Here is a 25,137-nt window from a genome sequence, read left to right on the forward strand (position 1 = left end):
CGACGACTCGGGTCATCCGGAGGCGAGCCGCTCGATCAGGCTGAGCGAGTGCGTGTTGTACGCGGCGATGATCGCCCGGGCGGTGTCGTTGTCGCGGTCGATCAGGGCGTCGACCAGCTCGGTGTGACCGGCCCACAGCTCGCCGCGCAGATCGGTGAGCCGGCGCAGGTGCTGCACCGCGCAGACCCAGGTCTGGACGCGCAGCCGGTGCAGGAAGTCGGCGAGGTAGGGGTTGCCGAAGCAGGCGCCGAGCTCGCGCCAGAAGCGCAGGTCGTAGCCGATGAGGACGGTGACATCACCGGCGGCGGCGGCCCGCTGTGCCTCCTCGCCGCGCCTGCGGACCCCGGCGACGACGGCGGCGGCCCGGGGATCGTCCGGCCGCACCGCGTTGGGTCGTCCCGCGGTGAGGGCGAGGAACATCCCCTCGATGACCAGCCCGCGGGCCTCGATCATGCCGCGGAAGTCCTCGACCGAGTACTCGTGGACCCGGAAGCCGCGGTGCTGGTCGGCATCCAGGAGCCCCTGCGCGGAGAGGTCGACGAGCGCCTCGCGCACCGGCGTCGCGGAGACCCCGTACTGCTCGGCGATCTCCTTGACCGTGAACTCCTGCCCCGGCTGGAGCCGCCCGGCCAGCACCTCGTCACGAAGCGCGTCGGCGATCTGCTGCCGCAGGGTGCTGCGCGTCACGGCGCCGGTGCCGGTGCTGGCGGGCATGGTCAGGGCGTCTCCCTCGTCGCGTTCGGGTGGCGTGCGCGTATGTGTCTACGAGCACGCCACCTTACGCGTTCGAACGAGGCCCGAGAATGTCGGTTACTGACGGGTTTACAGGTCTTTACCGGGTGTACTCGTCCGCCACCGAGAGTGCCGAGTCCAGCGCCGCGAGGCCCTCCTTCAGCTCCGCCTCGCCGATGTTGCAGGGCGGCACCACGTGCGTCCGGTTCATGTTCACGAACGGCCACAGCCCGCCCTTCTTCGCGGCGGCGGCGAAGGCGGCCATGGGCGCGTTGGCCTCGCCGGCCGCGTTGTACGGCACCAGCGGTTCCCGCGTCGCGCGGTCGCGCACCAGCTCCAGCGCCCAGAACATGCCCACGCCGCGCACCTCGCCGACGCTCGGGTGCCGCTCGGCGAGCGCCCGCAGCTCCGGCCCGACGACGGACTCGCCCAGCCGGGCCGCGTTCTCGACGACGCCCTCCTCGGCCATCACGCCGATCGTCGCGACGGCGGCGGCGCACGCCAGCGGGTGTCCGGAGTACGTCAGGCCGCCGGGGTACGGCCGCTTCCCGAAGGTCTCGGCGATCGCGCCGGAGATCGCCACCCCGCCCAGCGGTACATATCCGCTGTTCACGCCCTTGGCGAAGGTGAGCAGGTCGGGCGTGACGTCGAACAGGTCCGCCGCGAACCACTCACCGGTCCGCCCGAACCCGGCCATGACCTCGTCGAGGACGAAGACGATCCCGTGCTTGTCGCAGATCTCGCGTACCCCGGCGAGATAGCCGGGCGGCGGGACCATGATCCCGGCCGTGCCCGGGATCGTCTCCAGGATGATCGCCGCGACGGTCGAGGGTCCCTCGAAGGCGATCGTCGTCTCCAGGTGCTCCAGCGCCCGCGCGCACTCCTGCTCCTCGGTCTCGGCGTAGAAGCGGGAGCGGTAGAGGTAGGGCGCCCAGAAGTGCACGACCCCGGCCGTGGCGCTGTCGGAGGCCCAGCGGCGCGGGTCACCGGTGATGTTCACGGCCTGCTGCGTACCGCCGTGGTAGGAGCGGTACGCCGAGAGCACCTTCGGGCGGCCCGTGTGCAGGCGGGCCATCCGGATCGCGTGCTCCACGGCGTCGGCGCCGCCGTTGGTGAAGAAGATCTTGTCCAGGTCGCCGGGGGTCCGCTCGGCGATCAGCCGGGCCGCCTCCGACCGTGCCTCGACCGCGAAGGCGGGGGCGAAGGTCGTCATCTTCGCGGCCTGCTCCTGGATCGCGGCGACGATCTTCGGGTGCTGGTAGCCGACGTTCGTGTAGACGAGCCCGCTGGAGAAGTCGAGGTAGCGCCGGCCGTCGTAGTCCCAGAAGTACGACCCCTCGGCACCGGCGACGGCGAGCGGGTCGATGAGCTCCTGAGCGGACCAGGAGTGGAACACGTGGTCACGGTCGGCGGCCTTCACGGCGGCGCCGGCTTCGGGGTTCGGCTGAGGCGTCATGCGGGCGAGCGTAGGTGTGGGGGAGGGGGCGGTGAAATCGGCGGCCTGTCGGGCGTCGGCGGCATTCCGCGACAGGTTGTCCAGGCGGAACGCCAGGTATTGACAGTGTGCTGTCTAATCGACAGAATGCTGTCATAAGCGCACGGGACCGAGGAGGAGCCATGAACGCCACCACCGCCCGGCACGGCAAGCCCGTCCATCTCGCCGTCTACGACACCCTCGCCGACTGGGAGACCGGCCACGCCACGGCCCAGCTCGCCCGCGCCGGCCGGGAGATCCGCACCGTCGGCCCGTCCACGGCCCCGGTGAGGAGCGCCGGCGGCCTGCACATCCGGCCCGACCTCGCCCTGGACGACCTGCGCCCCGAGGACAGCGCGCTGCTGATCCTCCCGGGAGCCGACCTCTGGGACACATCGGGCGAGCTCGCCCCCTTCGCCCGCACGGCCCGGGAGTTCCTCCGCGCGGGCGTCCCCGTCGCCGCGATCTGCGGCGCCACCGCCGGCCTCGCCCGGGAAGGCCTGCTCGACGACCGCGATCACACCAGCGCGGTCTCCTTCTACCTGGCCGCGACCGGCTACGCGGGCGCCGGACGCTACGTCGAGGCCGACGCCGTCACCGACGGCGGCCTGATCACCGCGGGCCCGACCGAACCCGTCGCCTTCGCCCGCGAGATCCTCCGCCTGCTCGGGGTCTACGAGGGCGAGGTGCTCGACGCCTGGTACCGGCTGTTCCACGACTCCGACGCACAGGCGTACGGGGTGCTGGAGAAGGCCGGCGCGCTGTGAGCCGCGAGCGCCAGGACCTGCTCAGCCGCAGCGCCCTCGGAGTGTTCGAGCTCAACGGCCAGTTTCTCGCCGTCGCGGAGGAACTGGCCCGGCCCGCCGGGCTCACGGCCGCCTGGTGGCAGGTGCTCGGCGCGGTCCTCGGGGAACCGCTGCCCGTCTCCGGCATCGCCCGCGCCATGGGCATCACCCGGCAGAGCGTGCAGCGCATCGCCGACCTGCTGGTCGAGCGGGGTCTGGCGGAGTACCGGCCCAACCCGGCGCACCGCCGCGCCAAGCTCCTCGCGCCGACCGGCGAGGGCCGTGCGGCGATCGCCCGGATCGACCCCGGGCACGCGGCGTTCGCCGACCGGCTGGCCGAAGCGTTCGGGGAGGCGGAGCTGACGGAGGCGGTACGGACGCTGGAACGGCTGTCGAAGGCACTCGACCAGGTGGGGCTGCCCGGCGCACACCCTGCGCCTGTTACGGAACCGTAGACGTTGCCCGGGCCGCCCCGGGCCCGACCCGCACTATTCTCGATCCGTTGCTCACGTGGGGGGAAGGCGGCCGAGCGATGGAGAAGCTGGGGCCCGGGGGCCCGCTGGGGGTGCCCCCAGGCGTTGAGCACGGGGGGAGGATCGGCGCGTACCGGCTGCTGGCGCGGCTCGGTGCCGGGGGCATGGGGCACGTCTATCTGGCCCGCTCGGAGCGTGGCCGCACGGTCGCCGTGAAGCTGGTCCGCGAGGAACTCGCCGCGCAGGAGGAGTTCCGGGAGCGGTTCCGGCAGGAGGTGCAGGCCGCGCGGCGGGTCGGCGGCTACTGGACCGCGCCGGTGCTGGACGCGGACACCGAGGCGGCGGTGCCGTGGGTCGCCACGGGGTACGTCGCCGGGCCGAGTCTCCAGCAGGTCGTCGGGCACGACCACGGTGCCCTGCCCGAGCGGACGGTCCGCATCCTCGCTGCCGGGCTCGCGCACGCGCTCAAGGACATCCACGCCGCCGGCATCGTCCACCGTGACCTCAAGCCGTCCAACGTGCTGGTCACCATCGACGGCCCGCGCGTCATCGACTTCGGCATCGCCCGCGCGCTGGAGACGGTGACGGACGGCGGGCTCACGCGCACCGGCGCGCTCGTCGGATCGCCCGGCTTCATGGCGCCCGAGCAGGTGCGCGGCGACCGCATCACCCCGGCGTGCGACGTCTTCTGCCTCGGCTCGGTCCTCGCCTACGCCGCGACCGGCGCCCTGCCGTTCGGCACCGCCCACAGCGGCGTGCACGCCCTGATGTTCCGCATCGCCCAGGAGGAACCGGACCTGGAGGGCGTCCCCGAGGGCATCGCCGACCTCGTCCGGGACTGCCTGCGCAAGGACCCCGCCGCCCGGCCCTCCCTCGACCGCGTCCTGCAACGCACGGGCGCCGACGACACCGTCTCCGACGGCCGCGCCCTCGACCCGTGGCTGCCGAGCGCACTGGTCGCCCAGCTGGGGCGGCACGCCGTGCGGCTGCTGGACGCGGAGGATCCGGAAGGCGAGGGGGGAGGCACCCCCGCGGGGCAGCAGGGCGGTGCCGTGGCGCTGCCGCCCGGTACCGCCGAGCGTCCCGGAGCCGAGCCGGCCGGTCAGCGCGGCTCCGCCCCCGGCGCCGCCGCACCTCCTGTCCCCTCCGGGGCCCCCGGTTCCGTGCCCGGTCCCGCCGCACCTCCTGTCCCGGCCGGGGCCCCGGGCCCCGGCGCCGTCGCACCGCCCGTCCCCTTCGGGCCCTCCGGTCCCGCCGCGCCGTCCGCCCCCTGCGGCAGTCCCGGCCCGACCCCCGAACACGCGCCCGCCGCCGACGAGTCCTCGCCACGCCCGGCGCTGCCCGCGGCCGGCGCGGCGGCGCCCGCCGCGACCCCCGGGCCGCCTCCGCCGGGCCTGCCGGGCGAGGGGCCGCCGGTGAACCATCCGCCCACCATGGTCGCGGGGCAGGGCGCGCTCCCGGCACCCCGGCAGTTCCCGGCCGCCGGTGCCCCGTTCCACCCGCAGGCGCAGCCGGCTCCGGCCCCGTACCCGGCGTACGGCTACCCCCAGCAGCACCCCCAGCCCGGTGCCCCGGGCGTCGCCCCGTCCCACCCCGCCTACGGCGGTCTCGGTTCCACCCCGCCCTATGGCCCGCCGCCCTACGGCCCGACCCCGCCGTACGGCCCCCCGCAGCCACCGCCGCGAGGGGGCGGTCGGTCCACCGCGCTGCTGGTCGTGATCGCCCTGGTCGTCGCGCTCGCCGCGGGCGGGTCGGTGTACGCGTTGATGCAGGGCGGCGGTGACGACCGGGCCGACGACGGCCCCGGCCACACGCGCAGCACGGGCGCGCCCCCGACCACCCCGGGCCCGTCCCCGACGACCTCGCGGCCCGGCCCCTCCCCCTCCCCGGCGGACGGCACGATCCCGACCGGGTACCTCGGCACCTGGTCCACGACCATCGACAACGCCGACGGCGAGCACAGCCGTTCGCTCACCATCCAGCAGGGGGAACCCGGGGACACGGTCCTCTCCCTCGTGGCCGACGGCCCGGCCAAGGACGGCGGCACCTACCACTGCGTGTTCGAGGGGCGGCTGACCGCGCAGCCCGGTTCCGACGGTGCGCTGAAGATCGGCCCGTCCAGCGTGAAAGTCGGGCAGCCCCGCACGGCGTGCACCCCGGGCGCGGCCACCGAGGTCACCCTCCTCCCGGACGGCACGCTCCAGCGCGTGAACACCAGCAGCGGGGAACGGCTGACGTACACGAAGCAGTGACCAACTCCTGTGGGACGTGAGGTCGTTGAACGTCGGGCGAATTCCGGCCGACGAAAACCGGAGGAGCGCTCGCGCGGCCGTACGGTGGCCGGACGATCGAATCGTCCGGGCGGCGGCGGGGGCACCCACGATGGAGTGGTTGAGCGCGGAGAACCTCGTGGCCGTGGCCACGGCCCTCCTCGGCATCATCGCCTCGGGCGTGATGGTCTGGTACGAACGCCGGGTGCCGCGCCGCAAACGGGTGGGCTACCGGGTGCAGATGGACAACCCCATCGGTGACGACGTGCGCTCGGGCCGAGCCAACCGCCGTCTCGGCCTGTTCGACGAGGCTCCCGACATGTCCGACGCGACGCTCGTGCTGCTGCGCATCGAGAACGACGGCTCGCAGGGCATCGACCGGGACGACTACACCGGCCCCGAACTGCACGGCCTGACCGCGGTGTTCACCGGCAGGACGGTCCGCGGTGTCTCGGTCACCCAGCCGTCCGACACCGACCACCTCATGGACCACTTCACCGCCGGCCGCGGCTTCGCCTACGACGGGAACACCCTGCGCATCCCGCGCGTCCCGCTCAACCGCGGCGACCACTTCAAGCTGCTCGTGCTCCTGTCCGGCGGTGACGTCGGCGACGAGATCCGGCTGGTCGGCGGTCTGCGCGACGGCGAGGTGCATCCCAACCGCAGCGCCACGCCGGACGAGAAACCCCCGCTGTTCAGCCGGGCCGCACGGCTGATCACCCTCGCGCTCACGGCGAGCGTGGTCACCCTGGCGGCGATCGTCGTCGCCCAGGACGACACCCCACCCCCGATCGGCTGCGCGAGCGGCACCCTCACCCTCACCGGCTCCACCGCGTTCGCACCCGTCCTGCGCGAGGTGGCCGCGAGGTACGAGCGGGACTGCGGCGGCGATCCGGTCATCGACGTGGACGCCCACGGCTCGACGGCCGGGATACGCGAGCTCACGGCGGCCGGCGCCCGGGCGAAACGGGACTCCCGGGGCTCCCCGCCGGTGGTGGCCCTGTCGGACGGCCCCAAGCCCGCCGGCCTGCCCGGCCTGCGGGAGAACCGGGTGGCGGTGTCCGTCTTCGCACTGGTGGTCAACGACGACGTGAGGCTGACCGACCTGTCCACCGACGACGTCCGGCGCCTCTACCGGGGCGAGATCCGCAACTGGCGGCAGCTCGGCGGGCCCGACCTGCCCGTGCGCCTCGTCAGCCGGGACGCCAACTCCGGGACGAGACAGGTCTTCCAGCGCCGGGTGCTGGGCCGGGGCGAGATCGCCAATTCGTCCGTCGACTGCGTCCACAAGGACGATCCGACGGCAGCCGTCCTGCGCTGCGAACTCGACTCGACCGAACAGGTCCTGGCCACGGTCGCCGGCCTTCCCGGCGCCATCGGCTACAGCGAACTCAACCTGGCCGCCCGCGCCAAGGGTCTGCACTCCCTGCGGCTGGACGGTGATCCCGCCTCGGTCGACGCCCTGGAGCACGGCACCGGCGACTACCCGTACCGCGAGATCGAGTACGCCTACACCTACGGCCGCCCCCCGGCCGACTCCCTGGCGTCGAGCTTCCTCACGTACCTGGCCCGCGGCAACGGCCAGGACGTCATCCGCACCCACGGCCACCTGCCGTGCTGGACCCCCGAAGGGCTCACCCTGTGCGCGCGTGACGGCGGGAGCTGAGGCTCCTCAGCGCGGCTCCGGCGGCCGCTGCCGGGGCATGTTCGGCCGCGCGCCCCCCGCCGGAGGCACGGCGAACCGCCCGTTCACCCCCGCCTCGGGGCCGCGCGCCGGCCCGGGGAACACCACCGTCTGCAACGCCACCGGCGCGGCACTTCCCGACCGGAACTCCCCCATCCAGTCCGCCGTCTCCACCCGCACCAGTTCCGTCACGTCCTCGGAGAACCTCCGCAGCACCCCGAGGCACCGCTCAGCGGCCTCACCGGCCGTCCCCTCCGCCGGTCCCAGCACCTCCCGCACGCTCTCCGCCGCCCAGTCGAACTGCAACGCCTGAAGCCGCCGCTGCACGGCCTGTGCGGTGGCCACGTCCCGCATCCACCCGGACGTCACCCCGAAGTACCGGTCGACGGCCACGCACGCGGCGCCCAGCAGCAGCGCCAGACACCCCCAGGGCGCGATCCCGTCCGCGACGCCGGTCAGATCCAGCAGGGGCAGCGCGACCCCGGTGACCGCCCCGGCCGCGGTCCCGCAGCGCAGCACCCGCGCGCACCGCCGCTTCCACACCCGGTCCACGAGGTACCAGGCCGCCGTCCGCAGCGCCCCGCGCTCCACCCACCGGTACAGCTCGTCCAGCCGGACCGCCGGCTCGCCCCAGTCCCCGAGCGGGAAGATCCGCCCGGTCAGATCGCCCGGCCGCAGCCCGGCCGCCGCCTGCTCGCCCCGCCCGTCCTGAGGCGGCCCCTCGGGCTGCATCTCCGGCTGACCCACCCGGCACTCCTCACTGACCACGAACGACCACGCACGGTTCACTCACCGATCACGCTGCGCGAGGGACGAGAGACCGCCTCCCGAACGCGCCCGACCCTTCCTACCTCCCAATGGGTGGCGAAGAAGTAGCTTTCGCGTCTTTTCCGCCCGGAAGTATTCCTTGATCGGGTATAGGGCGCGAGGGGGACTCACTCGAAAGAGTGCTGCGGCGACGGAAGCCCCGACCACGTAGGCTCGTGCCGAACGGGAAAACCCGTACCGAGCAAGGAGCTGATCGTGATCCCCGGTGGTGGCCAGCCCAATATGCAGCAGCTGCTCCAGCAGGCCCAGAAGATGCAACAGGACCTGGCACAGGCGCAGGAGGAACTGGCGCAGACGGAGGTCGACGGGCAGGCGGGCGGCGGTCTGGTGACGGCCACCGTCACCGGCGCCGGCGAGCTGCGCGCCCTGAAGATCGACCCGAAGGCGGTGGATCCCGAGGACACCGAGACCCTCGCCGACCTCGTCGTGGCGGCCGTCCAGGCGGCCAACGAGAACGCGCAGGCGCTCCAGCAGCAGAAGCTGGGCCCGCTCGCGCAGGGGCTGGGCGGCGGCGGCATCCCCGGCCTGCCGTTCTGACCCGGCGCACCGCCTTCCTCTGGCAGGCGGTCGACAACTACGGTACGTACGGGACGGTGCGTACCGACCCCGAAGACCCAGGAAGGGCAGTCCGTTGTACGAAGGCGTGGTCCAGGACCTGATCGACGAGCTGGGACGGCTGCCCGGCGTCGGTCCGAAGAGCGCGCAGCGGATCGCCTTCCACATCCTGCAGACCGAGCCGACGGACGTACGGCGTCTCGCGCAGGCCCTGATGGAGGTCAAGGCCAAGGTCCGCTTCTGCGCGACCTGCGGCAACGTCGCGCAGGAGGAGCTGTGCAACATCTGCCGCGACACCCGCCGCGACCCGGCCGTCATCTGCGTGGTCGAGGAGCCGAAGGACGTCGTGGCGATCGAGCGCACCCGTGAGTTCCGGGGCCGCTACCACGTCCTGGGCGGCGCGATCAGCCCGATCGACGGGGTGGGCCCGGACGATCTGCGCATCAGGGAGCTGCTGGCCCGTCTCGCCGACGGCACGGTCACCGAGCTCATCCTCGCCACGGACCCGAACCTGGAGGGCGAGGCGACAGCGACGTACCTCGCCCGCATGATCAAGCCCATGGGCCTGAAGGTCACCCGCCTGGCCAGCGGCCTCCCGGTGGGTGGCGACCTGGAATACGCGGACGAGGTCACACTCGGCCGCGCCTTCGAGGGGAGACGACTCCTAGATGTCTGACGCCACGCTGCACGCGACCGACCAGAACCCGGACGATTTCGCGGTCCAGATCGCGGACCAGATCGAGAGCTTCCTGGTGGCCGTCACGGAGGTCGCCAAGGGCGACGAGCCGGAATCGGCCGTGCCCTTCCTCCTCCTGGAGGTCTCGCAACTCCTCCTGGCCGGCGGCCGGCTCGGGGCGCACGAGGACATCGTGCCCGACGAGCGCTACGAACCCGACTCGGGCCCCGAGCCGGACGTCGACGCGCTCCGCGAGAACCTGGCCCGCCTGCTGGACCCGATCGACGTCTACTCCGAGGTCTTCGACCCCTACGAGCCTCGTAAGGCGCCCGTGCCGGCCCGGATCTCCGACGACCTGGCCGACGTCATGGCCGACCTGCGCCACGGCATGTCCCACTACCGCGCGGGCCGCACCAGCGAGGCCTTGTGGTGGTGGCAGTTCTCCTACTTCTCCAACTGGGGCTCCACGGCGTCGGCCACCCTCCGGGCCCTGCAGTCGATCCTCGCCCACGTCCGCCTCAACCAGCCCCTCGCCGAACTCGACGGCCTGGACACGGACCAGGGCATGGGCGACGACACCCTGGAGATAGAGGCGGGCCGGGTGATGGCCGAGGAGATCGCCGGGCCCCTGGGTCTGCGCCCGGCGACGTAGCCGCCGTGGAGCGGCGCTCAGGCCGCTCCCGGGAACTCCCCTGCGCCGTGCAGCAGATCGAAGAGTTTCATGGGTGACCATGCGACACCGTTGCCGCCCGCGGTGGCGATCTCGTCCGTCCTCGCCAGCGTCTTGGCGCTGGCGTAGACGAACACCGGTGTCGCGTCGTCGAAGGTCCGGATCTCGCGGATGAGGTCCAGTCCGGCGTCCGTGTTGTATCCGGCGACTTCGCTCCGGCCCATGTCCGAGATCACGGCGTCGAAGGCGGGCCGAGCCCGGTGCAGAGCACGGACGCCCTCCTGCGTGGACGTGGCGTGCACCACCTCCACGCCCAGGGCCTGGAGTTGGGCCGTCTCGTAGGCGTTGTTCGCCGGCTGGTCGTCCACCCACAGCACTCTGCGGAGCAGACGGGGTGGCCGCTCGGCCGGTTCGGACGCCTCCTGCGGCCCGTCACCCGCGCTGACGGCGGTGAGCCGCTGCTGGATGTCCGCGGTGGTCTCCACGAGTTGGTCGGAGAACTGCTGCACGGTCAGCTCGGCATCCCCGACCCGGACGGTGAAGTTGCCCCTGCCCACGAGGCCTTTGATCAAGGGGAACAGCCGCCAGACCACCACCGAGGCGAACAGCGGCCAGGCGAGCCCGGTGAGGGCCTCGATCAAGGCGCTCGCTTCCTTCATGGCATGCCTCCGAGAGGGTGGTCACAGGTCGAGAGGCGGAATGTGCGGACCGGGCGGCCTCGCCACATTCATCCCGATGTTCAGCGGCACCCCGGCTACGGCCGGAAGCTCACCGGCTACGTCCGCCAGCAGGCGACGCATCCTGACCTCGCCGAAACGCCGTACCCCCATCGCCATCGCCCCGATCACGTCGAGGTCAGCGACATCCACGGGGGCCGCCGCCTTGAACCAGGTCAGTTCGTTCGCCATGGCGAGATCGACCGACTTGGCGTAGGCCCGGGACAGCTCGGACAGCGTTGCGGCGTAGGACTCCGCCGCGTGGTCGCCGTCCTCCTCCAGGAGGTTCAGGGCGAGCCCCCAGAACATCCGTACGGGCATGGCCAGGGAGCCCACCGGGACCACGCCGACCCGGTGCGGCGACTCGGTGGCGAATCCGGTGAGCGTGTCCCTGGCTTCCGGATCCTGTCCGGCCAGCACGGCGCATGCCAGCAGGAGATAGGCCTGTTGCTGGGGGTGGTCCAGCAGGTCGTCCGTCTCGCGCCTCATGGCGTCGTTGGTGCTGCCGTGCAGGAGCAGCCGCCGGGTCCACCTCTCGCGAGTGGACCGCTCGACCCCGCGGGGTGCCAGTGAGGCCTGGAGATAAGCGCCGAAGGTGAGACCTGCCCTGGTGAACAGGTCGGCGGCCTGCGCGAGCGCCCCCCGAACGGCCAGGCGGGGATCGACCAGCAGGCGCCACTGGCCGGCCAGCCGGTAGGCCGACGCGGCCTCGATCAGGGCATGCGAGGTCGGCCTTTGTTCGGAATCCGCTTCCCCGAGGACCAGGCGGGCGTAGGCCTCGTGGAAGTCGGCGGCGAGGGCGACCTGCTCGGCGGAGAGCTGCAGCGGCCGCAGCGGCGAGGGATCCGAGGGCGGCAAGGCCATCTCAGATCAGCTCCCGGACATTGCTCAACGCCTCGGGCTCCGTGAAGTGGGGATTGAGGTACTCCCACCTTTTGCGCAGCCGTCCCTCCCCGCGATCCCAGGTCCACTTCTCGCAGCCGCGTACCTGCGTCGCGGGTACGTAGACCTTGGCCGTCACTTCGCCCTCGGTCTGGAAGGGCGAATACCTGCGGTAGGTGTTCAGGTCCCGGATCTCCTCGGCGACCCCGTGCACCGACACCGCCGGCCGGGGTGCCAGCACGACCCAGCACGTGTAGAGGTAGGCCTCCGGCCGGGCTCCGAACTGCGTGCCGAACCACAACGCCGTGTGGCGCGCGGTGTGGACGAAGTTGGTCTTCGCCACCGCGTCCCGCTCCACCGTCCCGCACGAGAGGGAGATGAACGGGCTCTCCTCGCAGAACGGCAGTCCCGTGGCCGGGTCCTTCCGCTCGAAGTGATTGACGTGCCGATCAAGGTTCTGCTCGGTGAGCCTGGTCGCGAATTCGGCCAGCGAGACCCGGCCGTACTTCAGCAACCAGCGGCTGGAGATCCCGGACCTGCCGTCGACGAGCGCGCGGGCCTCGTCGTCACCCGGTAACGCCAGCCCTTTGATACACCACTGCACGATCATGATCGCCCCCCGACAGCGACGTGCGCGAGCAAATCAGCGTAGGGCAAGGCCCGTATACAGCAAGGGAGTTGGCGCACATTTCACGCAGAAGAGCGACCTTCCCGAGTCAGAGCCGTACGGCCGCTCCCGTCACGCCGATGCCCGTGTCCGGTTCCGCCGGTACGGTCACGGTGATCGTGCTGGGCCGTCCCAGGTCCGCGCCCTGGTGAACGGTCAGAGTGGCAGGGGTCGGTACGAGGCCGAGCTCGCGCAGGTAGCCGCCGAACGCGGCCGCCGCCGCTCCCGTCGCCGGGTCCTCGACCACGCCGCCGGGCGGGAAGGGGTTGCGGGCGTGGTAGACGGTGGGTGACTCCCGCCGCACCAGGTCGATCGTGGTCCAGTCCCTGCGGGCCATGAGGGTGGTGAGCGCCGCCATGTCGTAGTCCAGGTCCGCCAGCCGCTCCCGGCTCGCCGCGGCGATGATCGGGTGCCAGGCGCCGGCGAAGGCCACGCGGGGCGGCAGGGCCGGGTCCAGGTCCTCGGCGGACCAGCCGAGGATCGTGAGCAGCGCGGTGAGGTCGGCCTCCTCGAGCGGGACGGTGCGCGGCGCGACGCTCACCAGGGTCGCCACGAGGGTGCCGTCCGCGGAGCGGTCCGTGGTGACGGTGACCGGGCCCGCCGCGGTGCGCAGCAGCAGCCGCCCGGTGCCGTGCCGCTCCGCGTGGGCGACGGCCGTGGCGATCGTGGCGTGGCCGCAGAACGGCACCTCGGCGAGGGGGCTGAAGTAGCGGACGTCCAGGGAGCCGTCGTCGGACTCCACCGCGAACGCCGTTTCCGAATAGCCCAGTTCGGCCGCCGTCGCCAGCATCGCCGCGGCGTCGGCGCCGCTCGCGTCGAGCACCACCCCGGCCGGGTTGCCGCCCTCGGGATCCGTGCTGAACGCCACGTAGCGCAGTATCTCCATGCCCCGACGGTAGCTCCCGGCCCCCTGTCACGCAGCGTGTTTTGGGGGTGCCCTGTACGGGCCCTGTACGTGGGCTGTACGGCCCCTGACCGGTGAAACGCGAGGCTGGAGTCACTTCCACCGCGCAGAACGCGGAGGCAGGTCAACTCCCCTCGATCGCACTGGAGACGACATGAACCGTCGCCCCGCCCGCCGTCGCATAGCCGTCGCCACCGCCACCGCGGTCCTGGCCACGGGCACCTTCGCCCTCGGTGCCGGGATCGCCGGTGCCGACTCCGGGAGCAAGGGCGCGCAGCACGCCGCGCCCGTGACCAAGGGGCAGGTACTCGAGCTGTTCGACCACTGGAACGCCGCGCTGCGGACCGGTGACCCGGAGAAGGTCGCCGACCTGTACGCGAAGGACGCCGTCCTGCTGCCGACGGTCTCCAACGAGGTCCGCACGGACAGAGCCGAAATCGTCGACTACTTCGAGCACTTCCTGCGGAACAAGCCGGTCGGGACGAAGGTCGAGTCGGTCGTCAACGTCCTCGACCGGGACACCGTCATCGACACCGGCGTCTACGAGTTCGCCCTCACCGACCACGACACGGGCGAGAAGAGCACCGTCAAGGCCCGCTACACCTACGCCTACGAGAAGCAGCCGAACGGCAGGTGGCTCATCGTGAACCACCACTCGTCGAAGATGCCGCAGGGCTGAGCCGGGTCAGCCGCCACCCCGGTGGGACGCCCGGAGCGTGATCGTCACGCACAGGCCGCCCCTCTCGGGGCGCCCCCGGGCGAGCGAAGCCGAGGCGGGGGGAGCGTCCGTCAGCGCCACGGTCCCGCCGTCGTCCGTCGCCAGCTGCTTGACGACGGCGAGACCCAGGCCGGAGCCGGATTTCCCGGTCAGGCCCTGACCGCGCCAGAAACGGTCGAAGGCACGGGACTTCTCGGCGTCCGACATGCCGGGCCCCTCGTCCAGGACCGACACCCCCACCACATCGCCCCGGGGCTCCACCCGCACGGTGATCGTCCCGCCGTCGGGCGAGACCTCCAGGGCGTTGGAGAGCACGTTGTCCAGCATCTGGTCCAGGGCACCGGGGCTGGCCAGCACGGCCGGCCGGCCGTCGATACTCCCCCTGAGCGCGATGGTGACTCCGCGCTCGTCGGCGGCCGGCCTCCACACGGCGAGCCGCTCCCGCACGATGTCCATCAGCGGGAGCGGCTCGGCCGCCGTCACCTTCGCCTCGGCCCGGGCCAGCACCAGCAGCCCGCTGACCAGCCGGCTCATCCGCACGACCTCCGCCGTCGCCTGCTCCACGTCCTCCCGTACGAACTCGTCGTCCACCCCGTCCGCGATGTTGTCCAGGGACAGCCGCAGCGCCGTCAGCGGGGTGCGCAGCTGGTGGGAGGCGTCCGCGACGAAGATGCGCTGGGCCGCGATCAGGGTGTCCAGGCGTTCGGCGCCCTGGTTGAGGGTGCGCGCCAGGGTCTGGGTCTCGGGCGGGCCCGTCACGGGGGAGCGGGCGGTCAGATCGCCGTCGCTGAACTTGCTGGCCATGTCGTTGAGCTGGCGCAGCGGCCGGGTGAGCCGCCGGGCCACCACGACGCCGAGCAGCGCGGCCACCCCGAGGACGAGCACGGCGAGGACCGCCCGGAAGCCCCAGATCCGCCACAGCCGGCCGGTCATCTCGCCGGTCGAGTAGACGATGCGTACGGCGCCGACGACCCGGTCCGTTCCGGCCGCGCGGGCGGGCACGGTGATCACCAGTTCGGGGCCCCAGATGAAGGAGGAGCCCCAGTCGGTCGTGGGCGTGCCGTCCTTCAGGGCCCGGGCCAGTGCCGCGTCGGCCGTCGGCCGGGGCAGGTCCGCCGGGCAGTTCGCGGTGCGGGTCACCTGGATCTCGTCGTCGTAGGCCCTGGCCATCTTCTCCAGGGCCTCGCAGGAGGCGGCGCGGCCGTCGCCCAGCAGCAGGGCCATGGCATCGGCCTCGCGCAGGACGGCCGCCCGGGTGTCGCGGCGCAGCTGGTCCGTGAGCGTGAACGCCACCGGCACCGTGAACAGCGCGATCGCGACCGCGACCAGCAGGACGTAGCTGCGGACGAGCTGGCGGATCATGAGGCGCCGCCGGCCCCGCCCGCGCCGCCGCCCGCGCCGCCCCCGTTCCCGCCCGCGTCGCCGGAGTCGGTGTCCCTGGTGATCTCCAGCCGGAAGCCCACCCCGCGCACCGCCTCGATGGTGATCGCCCCCGCGAGCTTGCGCCGCAACGCCGCCACGTGCACGTCCAGTGTCTTCGTCGGCCCGAACCAGTTCGCGTCCCAGACCGCTTCCATGATCTGCTCGCGCGACATCAGCGCCCCGGGCTCCTCGGTGAGGAAGGCCAGCAGGTCGTACTCCTTGGGCGCGAGGGCGACCTCCTCGCCGTCGAGGCGCACCCGGGCAGCCCTGCGGTCGATGGTCAGGCGGGTGCCGTAGCGGTCGGGGCCGGCGTCGGGCGCGCCCGCCGGGGCGCGGGACCGCGTGCGGCGCGTGACCGCCCTTATCCGCGCGATGACCTCCCGGACGCCGAACGGTTTGGAGACGTAGTCGTCCGCGCCGAGCTCCAGGCCGACCACCCGGTCGGTCTCGTCGCTGCGGGCGCTGATCACGATGATCGGCACGTCGCCGCGCTCGCGCAGCGTCTTGCAGACGTCCAGGCCGTCGGTGTCGGGCAGGCCGAGATCCAGCAGGACGACGTCGTACGGGCGCTCGTGCCGCAGGGCCGCCCCGCCCGTGGTGACCCACTCGACCTCGAAGCCGTAGCGCTTCAGGCCACGGCGCAGGGACTCGGCGACCGGTTCATCGTCTTCCACCAGGAGTACGCGCACAGCCGAACCATAATGCTTGAAAGTTGGGCCACAGGGTTCGCCCGGGCGCTGGTTGTGACCCCGGGCACTTTCCCGAGTGGCCTCCGTGCCGGTTGGGCATGAGCGACTCTGGACGGGCGGGCCGGGATCTCACCATGCGATATCGCGGAGGGGTTTTTCGGACGCTCGTTAGACTGAGCCGACCGCGGTACGAATGCGTATGAGCGGACAGAGACGGATTGAGCGAGGAGCGCACGTGGGCCTTGTCGTGCAGAAGTACGGAGGCTCCTCCGTAGCCGATGCCGAGGGCATCAAGCGCGTCGCCAAGCGGATCGTGGAAGCGAAGCAGAACGGCAACCAGGTGGTTGCCGTGGTTTCCGCGATGGGCGACACGACGGACGAGCTGATCGATCTCGCCGAGCAGGTTTCCCCGATGCCTGCCGGACGCGAGCTCGACATGCTGCTGACCGCCGGAGAGCGGATCTCCATGGCCCTGCTGGCCATGGCGATCAAAAAGCTGGGCCACGAGGCCCAGTCGTTCACCGGCAGCCAGGCGGGTGTCATCACCGACTCGGTCCACAACAAGGCCCGGATCATCGACGTCACGCCGGGCCGGATCAAGACCTCGGTGGACGAGGGCAACATCGCGATCGTCGCCGGTTTCCAGGGCGTCAGCCAGGACACCAAGGACATCACCACGCTCGGCCGCGGCGGCTCCGACACCACGGCTGTGGCTCTCGCCGCCGCCCTCGACGCCGACGTCTGCGAGATCTACACCGACGTCGACGGTGTGTTCACCGCCGACCCGCGGGTGGTGAAGAAGGCCCGGAAGATCGACTGGATCTCCTTCGAGGACATGCTCGAACTGGCGGCATCCGGGTCGAAGGTGCTGCTCCACCGCTGTGTGGAGTACGCCCGCCGGTACAACATCCCGATCCACGTCCGGTCCAGCTTCAGCGGACTTCAGGGCACCTGGGTCAGCAGCGAGCCGATTACGCAAGGGGACAAGCAGGTGGAGCAGGCTCTCATCTCCGGTGTCGCGCACGACACCTCCGAGGCCAAGGTCACGGTCGTCGGTGTGCCGGACAAGCCGGGCGAGGCGGCCTCGATCTTCCGCACGATCGCCGACGCCGAGATCAACATCGACATGGTCGTGCAGAACGTGTCCGCCGCCTCCACGGGCCTGACGGACATCTCCTTCACGCTGCCGAAGACCGAGGGCCGCAAGGCCATCGACGCGCTCGAGAAGAACAAGGCCGGCATCGGCTTCGACTCGCTGCGCTACGACGACCAGATCGGCAAGATCTCCCTCGTCGGCGCCGGCATGAAGACCAACCCGGGCGTCACGGCCGACTTCTTCACGGCCCTGTCCGACGCGGGCGTCAACATCGAGCTGATCTCGACCTCCGAGATCCGCATCTCGGTCGTCACGCGCGCCGACGACGTGCCCGAGGCCGTCCGCGCCGTGCACTCCGCGTTCGGGCTCGACTCCGACAGCGACGAGGCCGTCGTCTACGGAGGCACCGGCCGCTGATGGCCGGACCCGACCGAACCGGCCGGTCCGGACGCCCGACGCTCGCCGTGGTGGGAGCGACCGGAGCCGTCGGCACGGTCATGCTCCGGATCCTGTCCCAGCGGGCGGACATCTGGGGCGAGATCCGACTCATCGCCTCCCCGCGCTCGGCCGGCCGCAAACTGGCCGTGCGCGGTGAGGAGACCGAGGTCGTGGCGCTCACCGAGGAAGCCTTCGACGGAGTTGACGTCGCCATGTTCGACGTCCCCGACGAGGTCGCCGAGCGGTGGGCGCCCCTCGCCGCTGCCAAGGGCGCGGTGGTCGTCGACAACTCCGGCGCGTTCCGGATGGACCCGGACGTGCCGCTCGTCGTGCCCGAGGTCAACCCGCACGCCGTGCGGATGCGCCCGCGCGGGATCATCGCCAACCCCAGCTGCACGACGCTCTCCATGATCGTCGCCCTGGGCGCGCTGCACGCCGAGTTCGGGCTGCGCGAGCTGGTCGCCTCCTCGTACCAGGCCGTCAGCGGCGCCGGGCGCGCCGGTGTGGAGACCCTGCGCCGGCAGCTCTCCCTCGTCGCCGGCACGGAGCTCGGCACCAACCCCGGTGACGTCCGCCGGGCCGTCGGGGACCACACCGGGCCGTTCCCGGAGCCGGTCGCCCTGAACGTCGTGCCGTGGGCCGGTACGGCTCAGGAGGACGGCTGGTCCTCGGAGGAGCTGAAGGTGCGGGACGAGTCCCGCAAGATCCTCGGCCTGCCCGGCCTCCCCGTGGCCGTCACCTGTGTCCGGGTTCCGGTCATCACCACGCACTCCCTGACGGTGCACGCCCGCTTCGAGGGTGAGGTCACCGTCGACAAGGCCCGCGAGATCCTCGCCACAGCGCCCGGGGTCGTGCTGTTCGACAACCCGGCCGCCGGGGAGTTCCCCACCCCCGCCGACGTGGTCGGCACCGATCCGACCTGGGTCGGGCGGGTCCGGCGGGCGCTGGACGACCCCACGGCGCTCGAACTGTTCGTGTGCGGGGACAATCTGCGCAAGGGCTCCGCGCTCAACACCGCGCAGATCGCCGAGCTGGTCGCGGCCGGGATGTCCTGAACCCGGCGGTCCGCCCGGGTTTTCGTGAAGTTTCGCCGTGCCGAAACCCCCGGCCGATGTCATAGGCGGTTTGTAGGATCTGCGGACGACATGTGAGCCGGTCGATGGTCCGGATCACTTGTCCCGGACGCTTCAACATCAGAGGATTTATCTCCCCGCTCTCCGCAACCGCGCGAAGGGCGGGGAGCGTCTTTGCGGTCGCCCTTCGACCGTGGGAGCGCTTCATCAGGCGTGGGGACGCCTGGAACCGGACGTGGGGACGTCCGTTCACATCTGGACATAGGGGAAGAGCGGGACGCATGAGGGCATTTGATGCACCATTGGTTGTGCTGCCTGACGCGGGTAGACCGTCGACGGCGACGGTCGGCGTGAAAGTGATGCCCGGCACGTACAACCCTCACAGGGGTACGCGTGTCCAACAGGCGTGGCAGAGGTACTCGACTTCAGCGCGGCACGCGGCGCGGTCCTTCGACCGCCCCGTCCGGCGGCTCTCCGACCCCGCATGCCCGGTACGCCCGGTGGCATGCCGGTGATCGCGCCCGTGCCCGCAGCGCGGCCGGCCCGCATACCCGACCAGCGCGACGGTGCGGAGGACGGCGTAGCGGCCGGCACCACGGTCGATCACCTCACCGAGACCTACCGGGCGCACTACCGCTCGCTGCTGGGTCTCGCGGCGCTCCTCCTCGACGACACCGCCTCCTGCGAGGACGTCGTCCAGGAGGCGTTCATCCGTGTCCACTCCGCCCGCAAGCGGGTCCGCGAGCCCGAGAAGACCCTGGCGTACCTGCGCCAGACCGTCGTCAACCTCTCGCGCTCCGCGCTGCGCCGCCGCATACTCGGCCTGAAGCTGCTGTCGAAGCCCATGCCCGACATGGCCAGCGCCGAGGAAGGCGCCTACGACCAGCTGGAGCGCGACTCCCTGATCAAGGCGATGAAGGGGCTGCAGCGCCGCCAGCGCGAGGTGCTGGTGCTGCGCTACTTCGCGGACATGACCGAGGCACAGGTCGCCGAGACGCTCGGCATATCGCTGGGCTCGGTCAAGGCGTACGGCTCGCGCGGTATCGCGGCGCTCAGGGTCGCCATGGAGGCGCCGGCATGAGTGACGGCAACGGCGCGGGCGGCAAGGGGCGCGACCGCCCCGAGCCCGCCGAGCGCCTCGACGGGTGGCAGGCGCCGACAAGGCTGCACGGGCAAGATCCGAAGCAATCGCACGCTGGGAACGGAACTGTGAACCACGGCCCCGACGACCAGAACCCCGGAGGGTTCGACTCGGACGAGCTGGACCTGCGCACGATGCTGCACCAAGTGGTGCAGGAGGTGGAACCGCGCGACGGCACCCTGGACTATCTGCGGAAGGCGGTGCCGCAGCGGCGGGCCCGCAGGCGGCAGGCCGTCGTCGGCATGGCCGCCGCCGCCCTCTTCATCGGCACCGCCATCCCCGCCCTCGTACACGTCTCCAACGCCACCGGCTCCGATGCCAACCCCTCCGTCGCCGGGCACGCCTCCGAAACCCAGGGCGGCGCGAGCGAGGGCAAGGGCCCGGACGGCGGCGCGAGCACCTCGGGCGGCTCCTCCGGCAAGACCGAGGACAAGGAGAAGGGCGACAAGAAGGAGAAGGACAAGGGCAAGGGAACCGGCGCCTCCACCGGCGCGTCCCAGGGCGGTACCGACCCCTCCTCCACCACCGCCGCCGGTATCCCGGCGTGCACCCCGGCCCAGCTCGGCCCCGCCTCCGGAAGCAGCAACGCCCCGGACTCCACGGGCGCGGTCTCCGGCTCCTTCCGCGTCGTCAACGTCTCCGGCGCGGCCTGTACGGTCACCGGCCCCGGCTCGGTGAGCGCGCTGCCGCAGGGCGCGGCCGACATGAGCAAGGTCGGTGCGGTCCGGCACACCGCCGGGGACGCGGCGGCCGGGCTCCTGCCCGACCCGTCCCTGGAAGCCGCCCAGCTGGTGCTCCAGCCGGGCCTCGGCTACGACGTGAAGTTCGCCTGGGTCCCCTCCGAGACCTGCCCCACCCCCGGCGGCAGCGTCGGCGGCCCCGACCCGAGCCCGGACCCGACCCCTTCGGAGGACCCGGCGACCACGGCCGGCACCTCCACCGGCGGCGACACGGGCACGGGCACGGCCCCCCAGCTGGCCACGGAGGACGGCACGGTCGACGGCAGCGTCGCGGTGGCCTACACCCCGGGCACAGGCTCGGGCGGTACCTCGGTCACGGTGTCCAACGCGTGCGCGGGGACGGTGTACTGGACGGGAGTGCTGGCGGGGTCGTAACCGCCCGGATCCGAGCATGCGGGCAAGCGGGAGCGGGAGTGCCGGCGGGTTCGTAACCGCCCGGACGTGAGCGTGCGTGCCGACGGGTGGGGGCGGGCGCCGGCGGCCCGTTCCGCCCGGCTGCGGGCCGGGCCCGGTGTACTGGACGGGAGTGCTGGCGGGGTCGTAACCGCCCGGATCCGAGCATGCGGGCAAGCGGGAGCGGGAGTGCCGGCGGGTTCGTCACCGCCCGGACGTGAGCGTGCGTGCCGGCGGATGGGGGCGGGCACCGGTGGCCCGTTCCGCCCGGCTGCGGGCCGGGCCCGGTGTACTGGACGGGAGTGCCGGCGGGTTCGTCACCGCCCGGACGTGAGCGTGCGTGCCGGCGAGTGGGGGCGGGAGTGCCGGCGGCCCGTTCCGCCCGACTGCGGGCCGGGCGGAGATGCCGCTCACCTCACGGCGGCATCCACGGCGACCGGCTCCTCGTCCGCCACCAGCCCCAGCTTCGCGTCCCGCGCGAACTCCACCTCACGGCGCAGCAGCCGGAACCACATGAAGATCACGAACCCCACGAAGGCGAACCACTCGGCCGTGTAGCCCAGGTTCTGGAATGCCTTCAGATCCAGCCCCGAGTCCGGGGGCGCGGCGGCCGGCACCGCCTTCATCCCCGAGTCGGCCTTCGCCAACGTGACCCAGGCGTCGTACACGTCGTACGGCACCAGGTTCACCAGTGACGCCGCGCTGATCGCCGACGTCTGCCCGGCCGGCAGCCCGCCCTGCGCGCTGACCCCGTTGTCCCCCGGCGTCTCCGACGCCTGCAGCGCCCCGGTGACGGTGACCTCACCGGCCGGCGGGGCGGGAACCTTCGCCGTGCCGGCGGTACCGGGCAGCCATCCCCGCACCACCGGCAGCGCCTCACCCGAGCCGGTCCGCAGCAGCGTCAGCACGTAGAAGCCTTGCCTGCCGTCGAGTTCCCGCCCGGGCACCAGCAACTGCCTGCCGTAGCGTCCGGTCGCGGTGACGAGTTTCCCGGACGTCGCCTTGTCCACCGGCAGCATGTCCGCGAGCGGCCGGGGCGCCTCGTGCCGGGCCTCGGAGACCTGCTCGGTCGCGGCGCGGTGGCCCTGCACACGGTCCTCGAACCGGCTCAGCTGCCAGGACCCCATGAAGACGCAGAAGGGGATGGACAACAGCACGAAGACGTTGATCCCCCACCACCGGGGCGTCAGCAGAAACCGGTACACACCCCCACGGTACGGGGCTGTCGGGCGGTCCCGGCCCGCGGGGTCGCCGACGGCGCGGGCCCGTGGGCCGGTTACGGACGGCGGACGAGCCCCGGGCGCTCAGTCCTTGCGGGCCCGGATCGAGTACATCAGCGGAATCCGCGGCCGGTCCGGCGGAAAGCGGAAGTAGCCGTCCCGCCGCTCGAAGCTCCCGAACCGCCGGAACAGCGACACGTCGTGCTCGTGCAGGAACTCGATCCGCAGCCCGGCCGCCGCGAGCGCCGTGACCACCTCGCCGACCGGGTGCTGCCACTCGACCCGGCGGCTGTGCGTGAACTCGGCGCCCTCGGCCGCGTACGATCCCGGCGCCTCCTCCACCCAGGCGTCACGGGCGAAGTAGTCGTGCTCGATCCGCGAGCCGGTCTCGTCGTCGAGCACGTCGGTGAGCGGGTGGAACTCGGAGAGGTACAGGAACCCGCCGGGCGCCACCAGCGCCGCGGCGGTCTCGGCCCAGCGCCCGATGTCGGGCAGCCAGCACAGCGCGCCGGCGCCGGTGTACACGATGTCGTACGCCGGGTCCGGAACCGCGTCCGCCGCGTCGTACACGTCCGCCGTGACGAACGCCGCCCGGTCCGGGCCGAGACCGAGGTCCCCGGCCAGAGTCCGGGCCAGGTCGATCGCGGGTTCGGAGAAGTCGAGCCCCACGACGCGGGCGGCGCCGTGCCGGGCCCAGGACAGCGTGTCGAGCCCGACGTGGCACTGGAGGTGCAGCAGAGAGCGGTTGCCGACCCCGCCCACCTCGGCGAGCTCGAAGTCGCGCAGGGGGTCCTGACCGGCCCGGAAGGCGTCGAGATCGTAGAAATCACCCGCGATGTGCAGCGGGACCCGCTCGTCCCAGTGGGCGCGGTTGGCCTCGTTCCAGTCGGCCGGGGTGGGGGAGTACAAGACGGCGACTCCTGACCTGCTCGGAGGGGGACCGGTGGAGGTTATCCACAGGCTGGGGACCTCGCCAGCGAATTGTCGGCCGGGGCAGGCACTATGGGGCCATGACTGAGAGCAACGGGTCCGAGGCGCGTCATCAGCGGGACCAGTACGAGCAGGATGTACGGGCGGGACAGCAGGAGCGGATGCCGGAGTGGGAGAAGCGCTTTCGGGCGCCGCGGGTGTCCCTGCCCGACTGGGCGGAGGACGCACCGGACCGCTCCCTGTTCGTCTCGAACGCCACCGGGACGTACGAGCTGTACGCCTGGGACCGGTCGACGGGCGAGCAGCGCCAGGTGACGGACCGGCCGAACGGCACCACGGACGGCGTGCTGTCCCCGGACGGCGCGTGGATCTGGTGGTTCGACGACAAGGACGGCGACGAGTTCGGCGTGTGGCGCCGCCAGCCCTTCGAGGGCGGACCGGACGAACCGGCCGCCGTGGGCCTGGAGGCCTCCTACCCGGCGGGCCTCGCCCTCGGCCGCGACGGGCGTACGGCCGTCGTGGGCCGTTCCACGGATGAGGACGGCACCACCATCCACCTCGTGCGCACCGGCGGGGAACCGGTGGAGATCTACCGTCATCGCGAGTCGGCCGGCGTCGGCGACCTCTCCCATGACGGCTCACTCATCGCCGTCGAGCACACCGAGCACGGCGACGCGATGCATTCGGCGCTGCGCGTCCTGCGCCCCGACGGCACGGCGGTCGCCGACCTCGACGACACCGAGGGCGGCACCCGTGAGCTGGGCCTGGAGATTCTCGGCTTCGCCCCCGTCGACGGCGACACGCGCCTGCTCATCGGCCACCAGCGCCGCGGCCGCTGGGAGCCCCTGGTGTGGGACGTCGCCACCGGCGAGCAGACGGACCTGGCGCTGGAGCTGCCGGGCGACGTCAGCGCCGAGTGGTACCCGGACGGCAGCGGCCTGCTCATCGTGCACAGCTTCGAGGCCCGCAGCGAGCTCTTCCGCTACGACCTGGCCGGCCGCGCCCTGACGGAGATCCCGACCCCGCCCGGCACGGTCTCCGGCGCGACGGCCCGGCCCGACGGCAGCGTGGAATACCTGTGGTCCTCGGCCGCCGAGCCGCCGGCGGTCCGCTCCACGACGGGCGGTGTCGTGCTCGACCCGCCCGGCATGAAGTCCCCCGGCTCGGTGCCGGTGGAGGACGTGTGGGTGGAGGGGCCGGGAGGGCGCATCCACGCCCTCGTCCAGAAGCCCCAGGGCACCACCGGCCCGCTCCCCACGGTCTTCGACATCCACGGCGGCCCCACCTGGCACGACAGCGACTCCTTCGCCGCGGCCCCGGCGGCCTGGGTCGATCACGGTTACGCGGTGATCCGTGTCAACTACCGCGGCTCCACGGGTTACGGCCGTGCCTGGACGGACGCCCTGAAGCACCGGGTCGGCCTCATCGAGCTCGAGGACATCGCCGCCGTCCGCGCATGGGCCGTCGGCTCCGGCCTGGCCGACCCCGAGCGCCTGATCCTCACCGGCGGCTCCTGGGGCGGCTACCTGACGCTCCTCGGCCTCGGCGTCCAGCCCGACGCGTGGGCCCTCGGCATCGCGGCGGTCCCGGTCGCCGACTACGTCACGGCGTACCACGACGAGATGGAAGCGCTGAAGGCGATGGACCGCACCCTCCTCGGCGGCACGCCCGAGGAGGTCCCCGAGCGCTTCGAGGCCTCGTCCCCCCTCACCTACGTCGACCAGGTCAAGGCCCCGGTCTACATCTCGGCCGGTGTCAACGACCCGCGCTGCCCGATCCGCCAGATCGAGAACTACGTCAAGTGCCTGGAGGCGAGAGGCGCGGTCCACGAGGTCTACCGCTACGACGCCGGTCACGGCTCGCTGGTGGTGGACGAGCGGATCAAGCAGGTCAGGCTGGAGCTGGAGTTCGCGGAGCGGCACCTGGGCTCACGTCCGTAACCCGGGAGAGCGGGCGCCCGG

24 protein-coding genes are annotated in these 25,137 nt (G+C 72.3%); 13 read left to right on the forward strand and 11 right to left on the reverse strand.

Annotated features, from left to right (window positions below; translation table 11 throughout):
* Window positions 1–12: 12 nt before the first annotated feature.
* Window positions 13–714 carry a GntR family transcriptional regulator gene (locus ACIQHQ_RS35990; RefSeq protein ID WP_402620579.1) on the reverse strand — a complete coding sequence of 234 codons (702 nt, stop codon included), beginning with the start codon at window positions 712–714 and terminating at the stop codon, window positions 13–15.
* A 118-nt stretch (window positions 715–832) separates the two neighbouring features.
* Complete coding sequence (locus tag ACIQHQ_RS35995; protein WP_402620582.1) at window positions 833–2,188, reverse strand: aspartate aminotransferase family protein; 1,356 nt, start codon at window positions 2,186–2,188, stop codon at window positions 833–835.
* A 161-nt stretch (window positions 2,189–2,349) separates the two neighbouring features.
* On the opposite strand from ACIQHQ_RS35995, the gene ACIQHQ_RS36000 reads away from it, so the two are divergent.
* The 4 genes from ACIQHQ_RS36000 to ACIQHQ_RS36015 all read left to right on the forward strand — a co-directional run bounded on the left by ACIQHQ_RS36000 (window position 2,350) and on the right by ACIQHQ_RS36015 (window position 7,400).
* Window positions 2,350–2,973: a DJ-1/PfpI family protein gene (locus tag ACIQHQ_RS36000; protein WP_402620585.1), complete on the forward strand. Its 624-nt coding sequence runs from the start codon at window positions 2,350–2,352 to the stop codon at window positions 2,971–2,973.
* Entirely contained in the window at window positions 2,970–3,446 is a 477-nt protein-coding gene (locus tag ACIQHQ_RS36005; RefSeq protein ID WP_402620588.1) for a MarR family winged helix-turn-helix transcriptional regulator, read from the forward strand. Before ACIQHQ_RS36000 ends, ACIQHQ_RS36005 begins: the two co-directional genes overlap by 4 nt.
* Before the next feature lie 77 nt (window positions 3,447–3,523).
* Entirely contained in the window at window positions 3,524–5,716 is a 2,193-nt protein-coding gene (locus tag ACIQHQ_RS36010; RefSeq protein WP_402620590.1) for a protein kinase, read from the forward strand.
* 130 nt (window positions 5,717–5,846) lie between these two features.
* On the forward strand, window positions 5,847–7,400 hold the full coding sequence (locus ACIQHQ_RS36015) for a substrate-binding domain-containing protein (protein ID WP_402620592.1): 1,554 nt from the start codon (window positions 5,847–5,849) through the stop codon (window positions 7,398–7,400).
* A 6-nt stretch (window positions 7,401–7,406) separates the two neighbouring features.
* Here the strand turns inward: ACIQHQ_RS36015 and ACIQHQ_RS36020 are convergent, their stop codons facing one another.
* Window positions 7,407–8,165, reverse strand: coding sequence for an SLATT domain-containing protein (locus ACIQHQ_RS36020; RefSeq protein WP_402620595.1), 759 nt, complete (start codon window positions 8,163–8,165; stop codon window positions 7,407–7,409).
* 276 nt (window positions 8,166–8,441) lie between these two features.
* Between ACIQHQ_RS36020 and ACIQHQ_RS36025 the strand changes: the two genes are divergently transcribed.
* The 3 genes from ACIQHQ_RS36025 (at window position 8,442) to ACIQHQ_RS36035 (ending at window position 10,129) form a co-directional block, all read left to right on the forward strand.
* Window positions 8,442–8,783, forward strand: coding sequence for a YbaB/EbfC family nucleoid-associated protein (locus ACIQHQ_RS36025; RefSeq protein ID WP_078885280.1), 342 nt, complete (start codon window positions 8,442–8,444; stop codon window positions 8,781–8,783).
* A gap of 94 nt (window positions 8,784–8,877) precedes the next feature.
* Window positions 8,878–9,477 carry a recombination mediator RecR gene (recR, locus tag ACIQHQ_RS36030; RefSeq protein WP_402620599.1) on the forward strand — a complete coding sequence of 200 codons (600 nt, stop codon included), beginning with the start codon at window positions 8,878–8,880 and terminating at the stop codon, window positions 9,475–9,477.
* The gene (locus ACIQHQ_RS36035) at window positions 9,470–10,129 is read left to right on the forward strand and encodes a DUF5063 domain-containing protein (RefSeq protein WP_402620602.1); all 660 of its coding nucleotides are present in this window, start codon (window positions 9,470–9,472) and stop codon (window positions 10,127–10,129) included. The genes recR and ACIQHQ_RS36035 overlap by 8 nt, the downstream gene beginning before the upstream one ends.
* A 17-nt stretch (window positions 10,130–10,146) precedes the next feature.
* On the opposite strand, the gene ACIQHQ_RS36040 is transcribed toward ACIQHQ_RS36035, so the two are convergent.
* The 4 genes from ACIQHQ_RS36040 to ACIQHQ_RS36055 all read right to left on the reverse strand — a co-directional run bounded on the left by ACIQHQ_RS36040 (window position 10,147) and on the right by ACIQHQ_RS36055 (window position 13,298).
* A complete protein-coding gene (locus tag ACIQHQ_RS36040; protein ID WP_402620605.1) occupies window positions 10,147–10,806 on the reverse strand; it encodes a response regulator in 660 nt (219 codons plus the stop codon).
* 21 nt (window positions 10,807–10,827) lie between these two features.
* Entirely contained in the window at window positions 10,828–11,727 is a 900-nt protein-coding gene (locus ACIQHQ_RS36045) for a hypothetical protein (RefSeq protein WP_402620607.1), read from the reverse strand.
* Window position 11,728: 1 nt separating this feature from the next.
* The gene (locus ACIQHQ_RS36050; RefSeq protein WP_402620609.1) at window positions 11,729–12,355 is read right to left on the reverse strand and encodes a hypothetical protein; all 627 of its coding nucleotides are present in this window, start codon (window positions 12,353–12,355) and stop codon (window positions 11,729–11,731) included.
* A gap of 106 nt (window positions 12,356–12,461) precedes the next feature.
* Entirely contained in the window at window positions 12,462–13,298 is an 837-nt protein-coding gene (locus ACIQHQ_RS36055; RefSeq protein ID WP_402620612.1) for a PhzF family phenazine biosynthesis protein, read from the reverse strand.
* A 172-nt stretch (window positions 13,299–13,470) separates the two neighbouring features.
* On the opposite strand from ACIQHQ_RS36055, the gene ACIQHQ_RS36060 reads away from it, so the two are divergent.
* On the forward strand, window positions 13,471–13,995 hold the full coding sequence (locus ACIQHQ_RS36060) for an SgcJ/EcaC family oxidoreductase (RefSeq protein ID WP_402620615.1): 525 nt from the start codon (window positions 13,471–13,473) through the stop codon (window positions 13,993–13,995).
* Between the two features lie 6 nt (window positions 13,996–14,001).
* On the opposite strand, the gene ACIQHQ_RS36065 is transcribed toward ACIQHQ_RS36060, so the two are convergent.
* Together ACIQHQ_RS36065 and ACIQHQ_RS36070 are read right to left on the reverse strand one after the other, a co-directional pair.
* Entirely contained in the window at window positions 14,002–15,396 is a 1,395-nt protein-coding gene (locus ACIQHQ_RS36065) for a sensor histidine kinase (protein ID WP_402620618.1), read from the reverse strand.
* Window positions 15,393–16,145 (reverse strand): response regulator transcription factor, encoded by a 753-nt coding sequence (locus tag ACIQHQ_RS36070; protein ID WP_402620621.1) that lies wholly within the window; start codon window positions 16,143–16,145, stop codon window positions 15,393–15,395. Before ACIQHQ_RS36070 ends, ACIQHQ_RS36065 begins: the two co-directional genes overlap by 4 nt.
* 235 nt (window positions 16,146–16,380) lie before the next feature.
* On the opposite strand from ACIQHQ_RS36070, the gene ACIQHQ_RS36075 reads away from it, so the two are divergent.
* From ACIQHQ_RS36075 to ACIQHQ_RS36090, 4 genes are all read left to right on the forward strand, one after another.
* Window positions 16,381–17,658, forward strand: coding sequence for an aspartate kinase (locus ACIQHQ_RS36075; RefSeq protein ID WP_031140483.1), 1,278 nt, complete (start codon window positions 16,381–16,383; stop codon window positions 17,656–17,658).
* Window positions 17,658–18,734, forward strand: coding sequence for an aspartate-semialdehyde dehydrogenase (locus ACIQHQ_RS36080; protein ID WP_402620626.1), 1,077 nt, complete (start codon window positions 17,658–17,660; stop codon window positions 18,732–18,734). The genes ACIQHQ_RS36075 and ACIQHQ_RS36080 overlap by 1 nt, the downstream gene beginning before the upstream one ends.
* Before the next feature lie 523 nt (window positions 18,735–19,257).
* Window positions 19,258–19,833 carry a SigE family RNA polymerase sigma factor gene (locus tag ACIQHQ_RS36085; protein WP_402620629.1) on the forward strand — a complete coding sequence of 192 codons (576 nt, stop codon included), beginning with the start codon at window positions 19,258–19,260 and terminating at the stop codon, window positions 19,831–19,833.
* Between the two features lie 128 nt (window positions 19,834–19,961).
* Window positions 19,962–21,008: a hypothetical protein gene (locus tag ACIQHQ_RS36090; RefSeq protein ID WP_402620683.1), complete on the forward strand. Its 1,047-nt coding sequence runs from the start codon at window positions 19,962–19,964 to the stop codon at window positions 21,006–21,008.
* Window positions 21,009–21,436: 428 nt separating this feature from the next.
* Here the strand turns inward: ACIQHQ_RS36090 and ACIQHQ_RS36095 are convergent, their stop codons facing one another.
* Together ACIQHQ_RS36095 and ACIQHQ_RS36100 are read right to left on the reverse strand one after the other, a co-directional pair.
* The gene (locus ACIQHQ_RS36095; protein WP_402620632.1) at window positions 21,437–22,231 is read right to left on the reverse strand and encodes an SURF1 family protein; all 795 of its coding nucleotides are present in this window, start codon (window positions 22,229–22,231) and stop codon (window positions 21,437–21,439) included.
* A 99-nt stretch (window positions 22,232–22,330) separates the two neighbouring features.
* Window positions 22,331–23,155, reverse strand: coding sequence for a class I SAM-dependent methyltransferase (locus ACIQHQ_RS36100; protein ID WP_402620636.1), 825 nt, complete (start codon window positions 23,153–23,155; stop codon window positions 22,331–22,333).
* A 101-nt stretch (window positions 23,156–23,256) separates the two neighbouring features.
* On the opposite strand from ACIQHQ_RS36100, the gene ACIQHQ_RS36105 reads away from it, so the two are divergent.
* Entirely contained in the window at window positions 23,257–25,116 is a 1,860-nt protein-coding gene (locus ACIQHQ_RS36105; RefSeq protein WP_402620639.1) for a prolyl oligopeptidase family serine peptidase, read from the forward strand.
* Window positions 25,117–25,137: the final 21 nt, after the last annotated feature.

The organism is Streptomyces sp. NPDC092370, assembly GCF_044755265.1.
GTDB lineage: Bacteria > Actinomycetota > Actinomycetes > Streptomycetales > Streptomycetaceae > Streptomyces.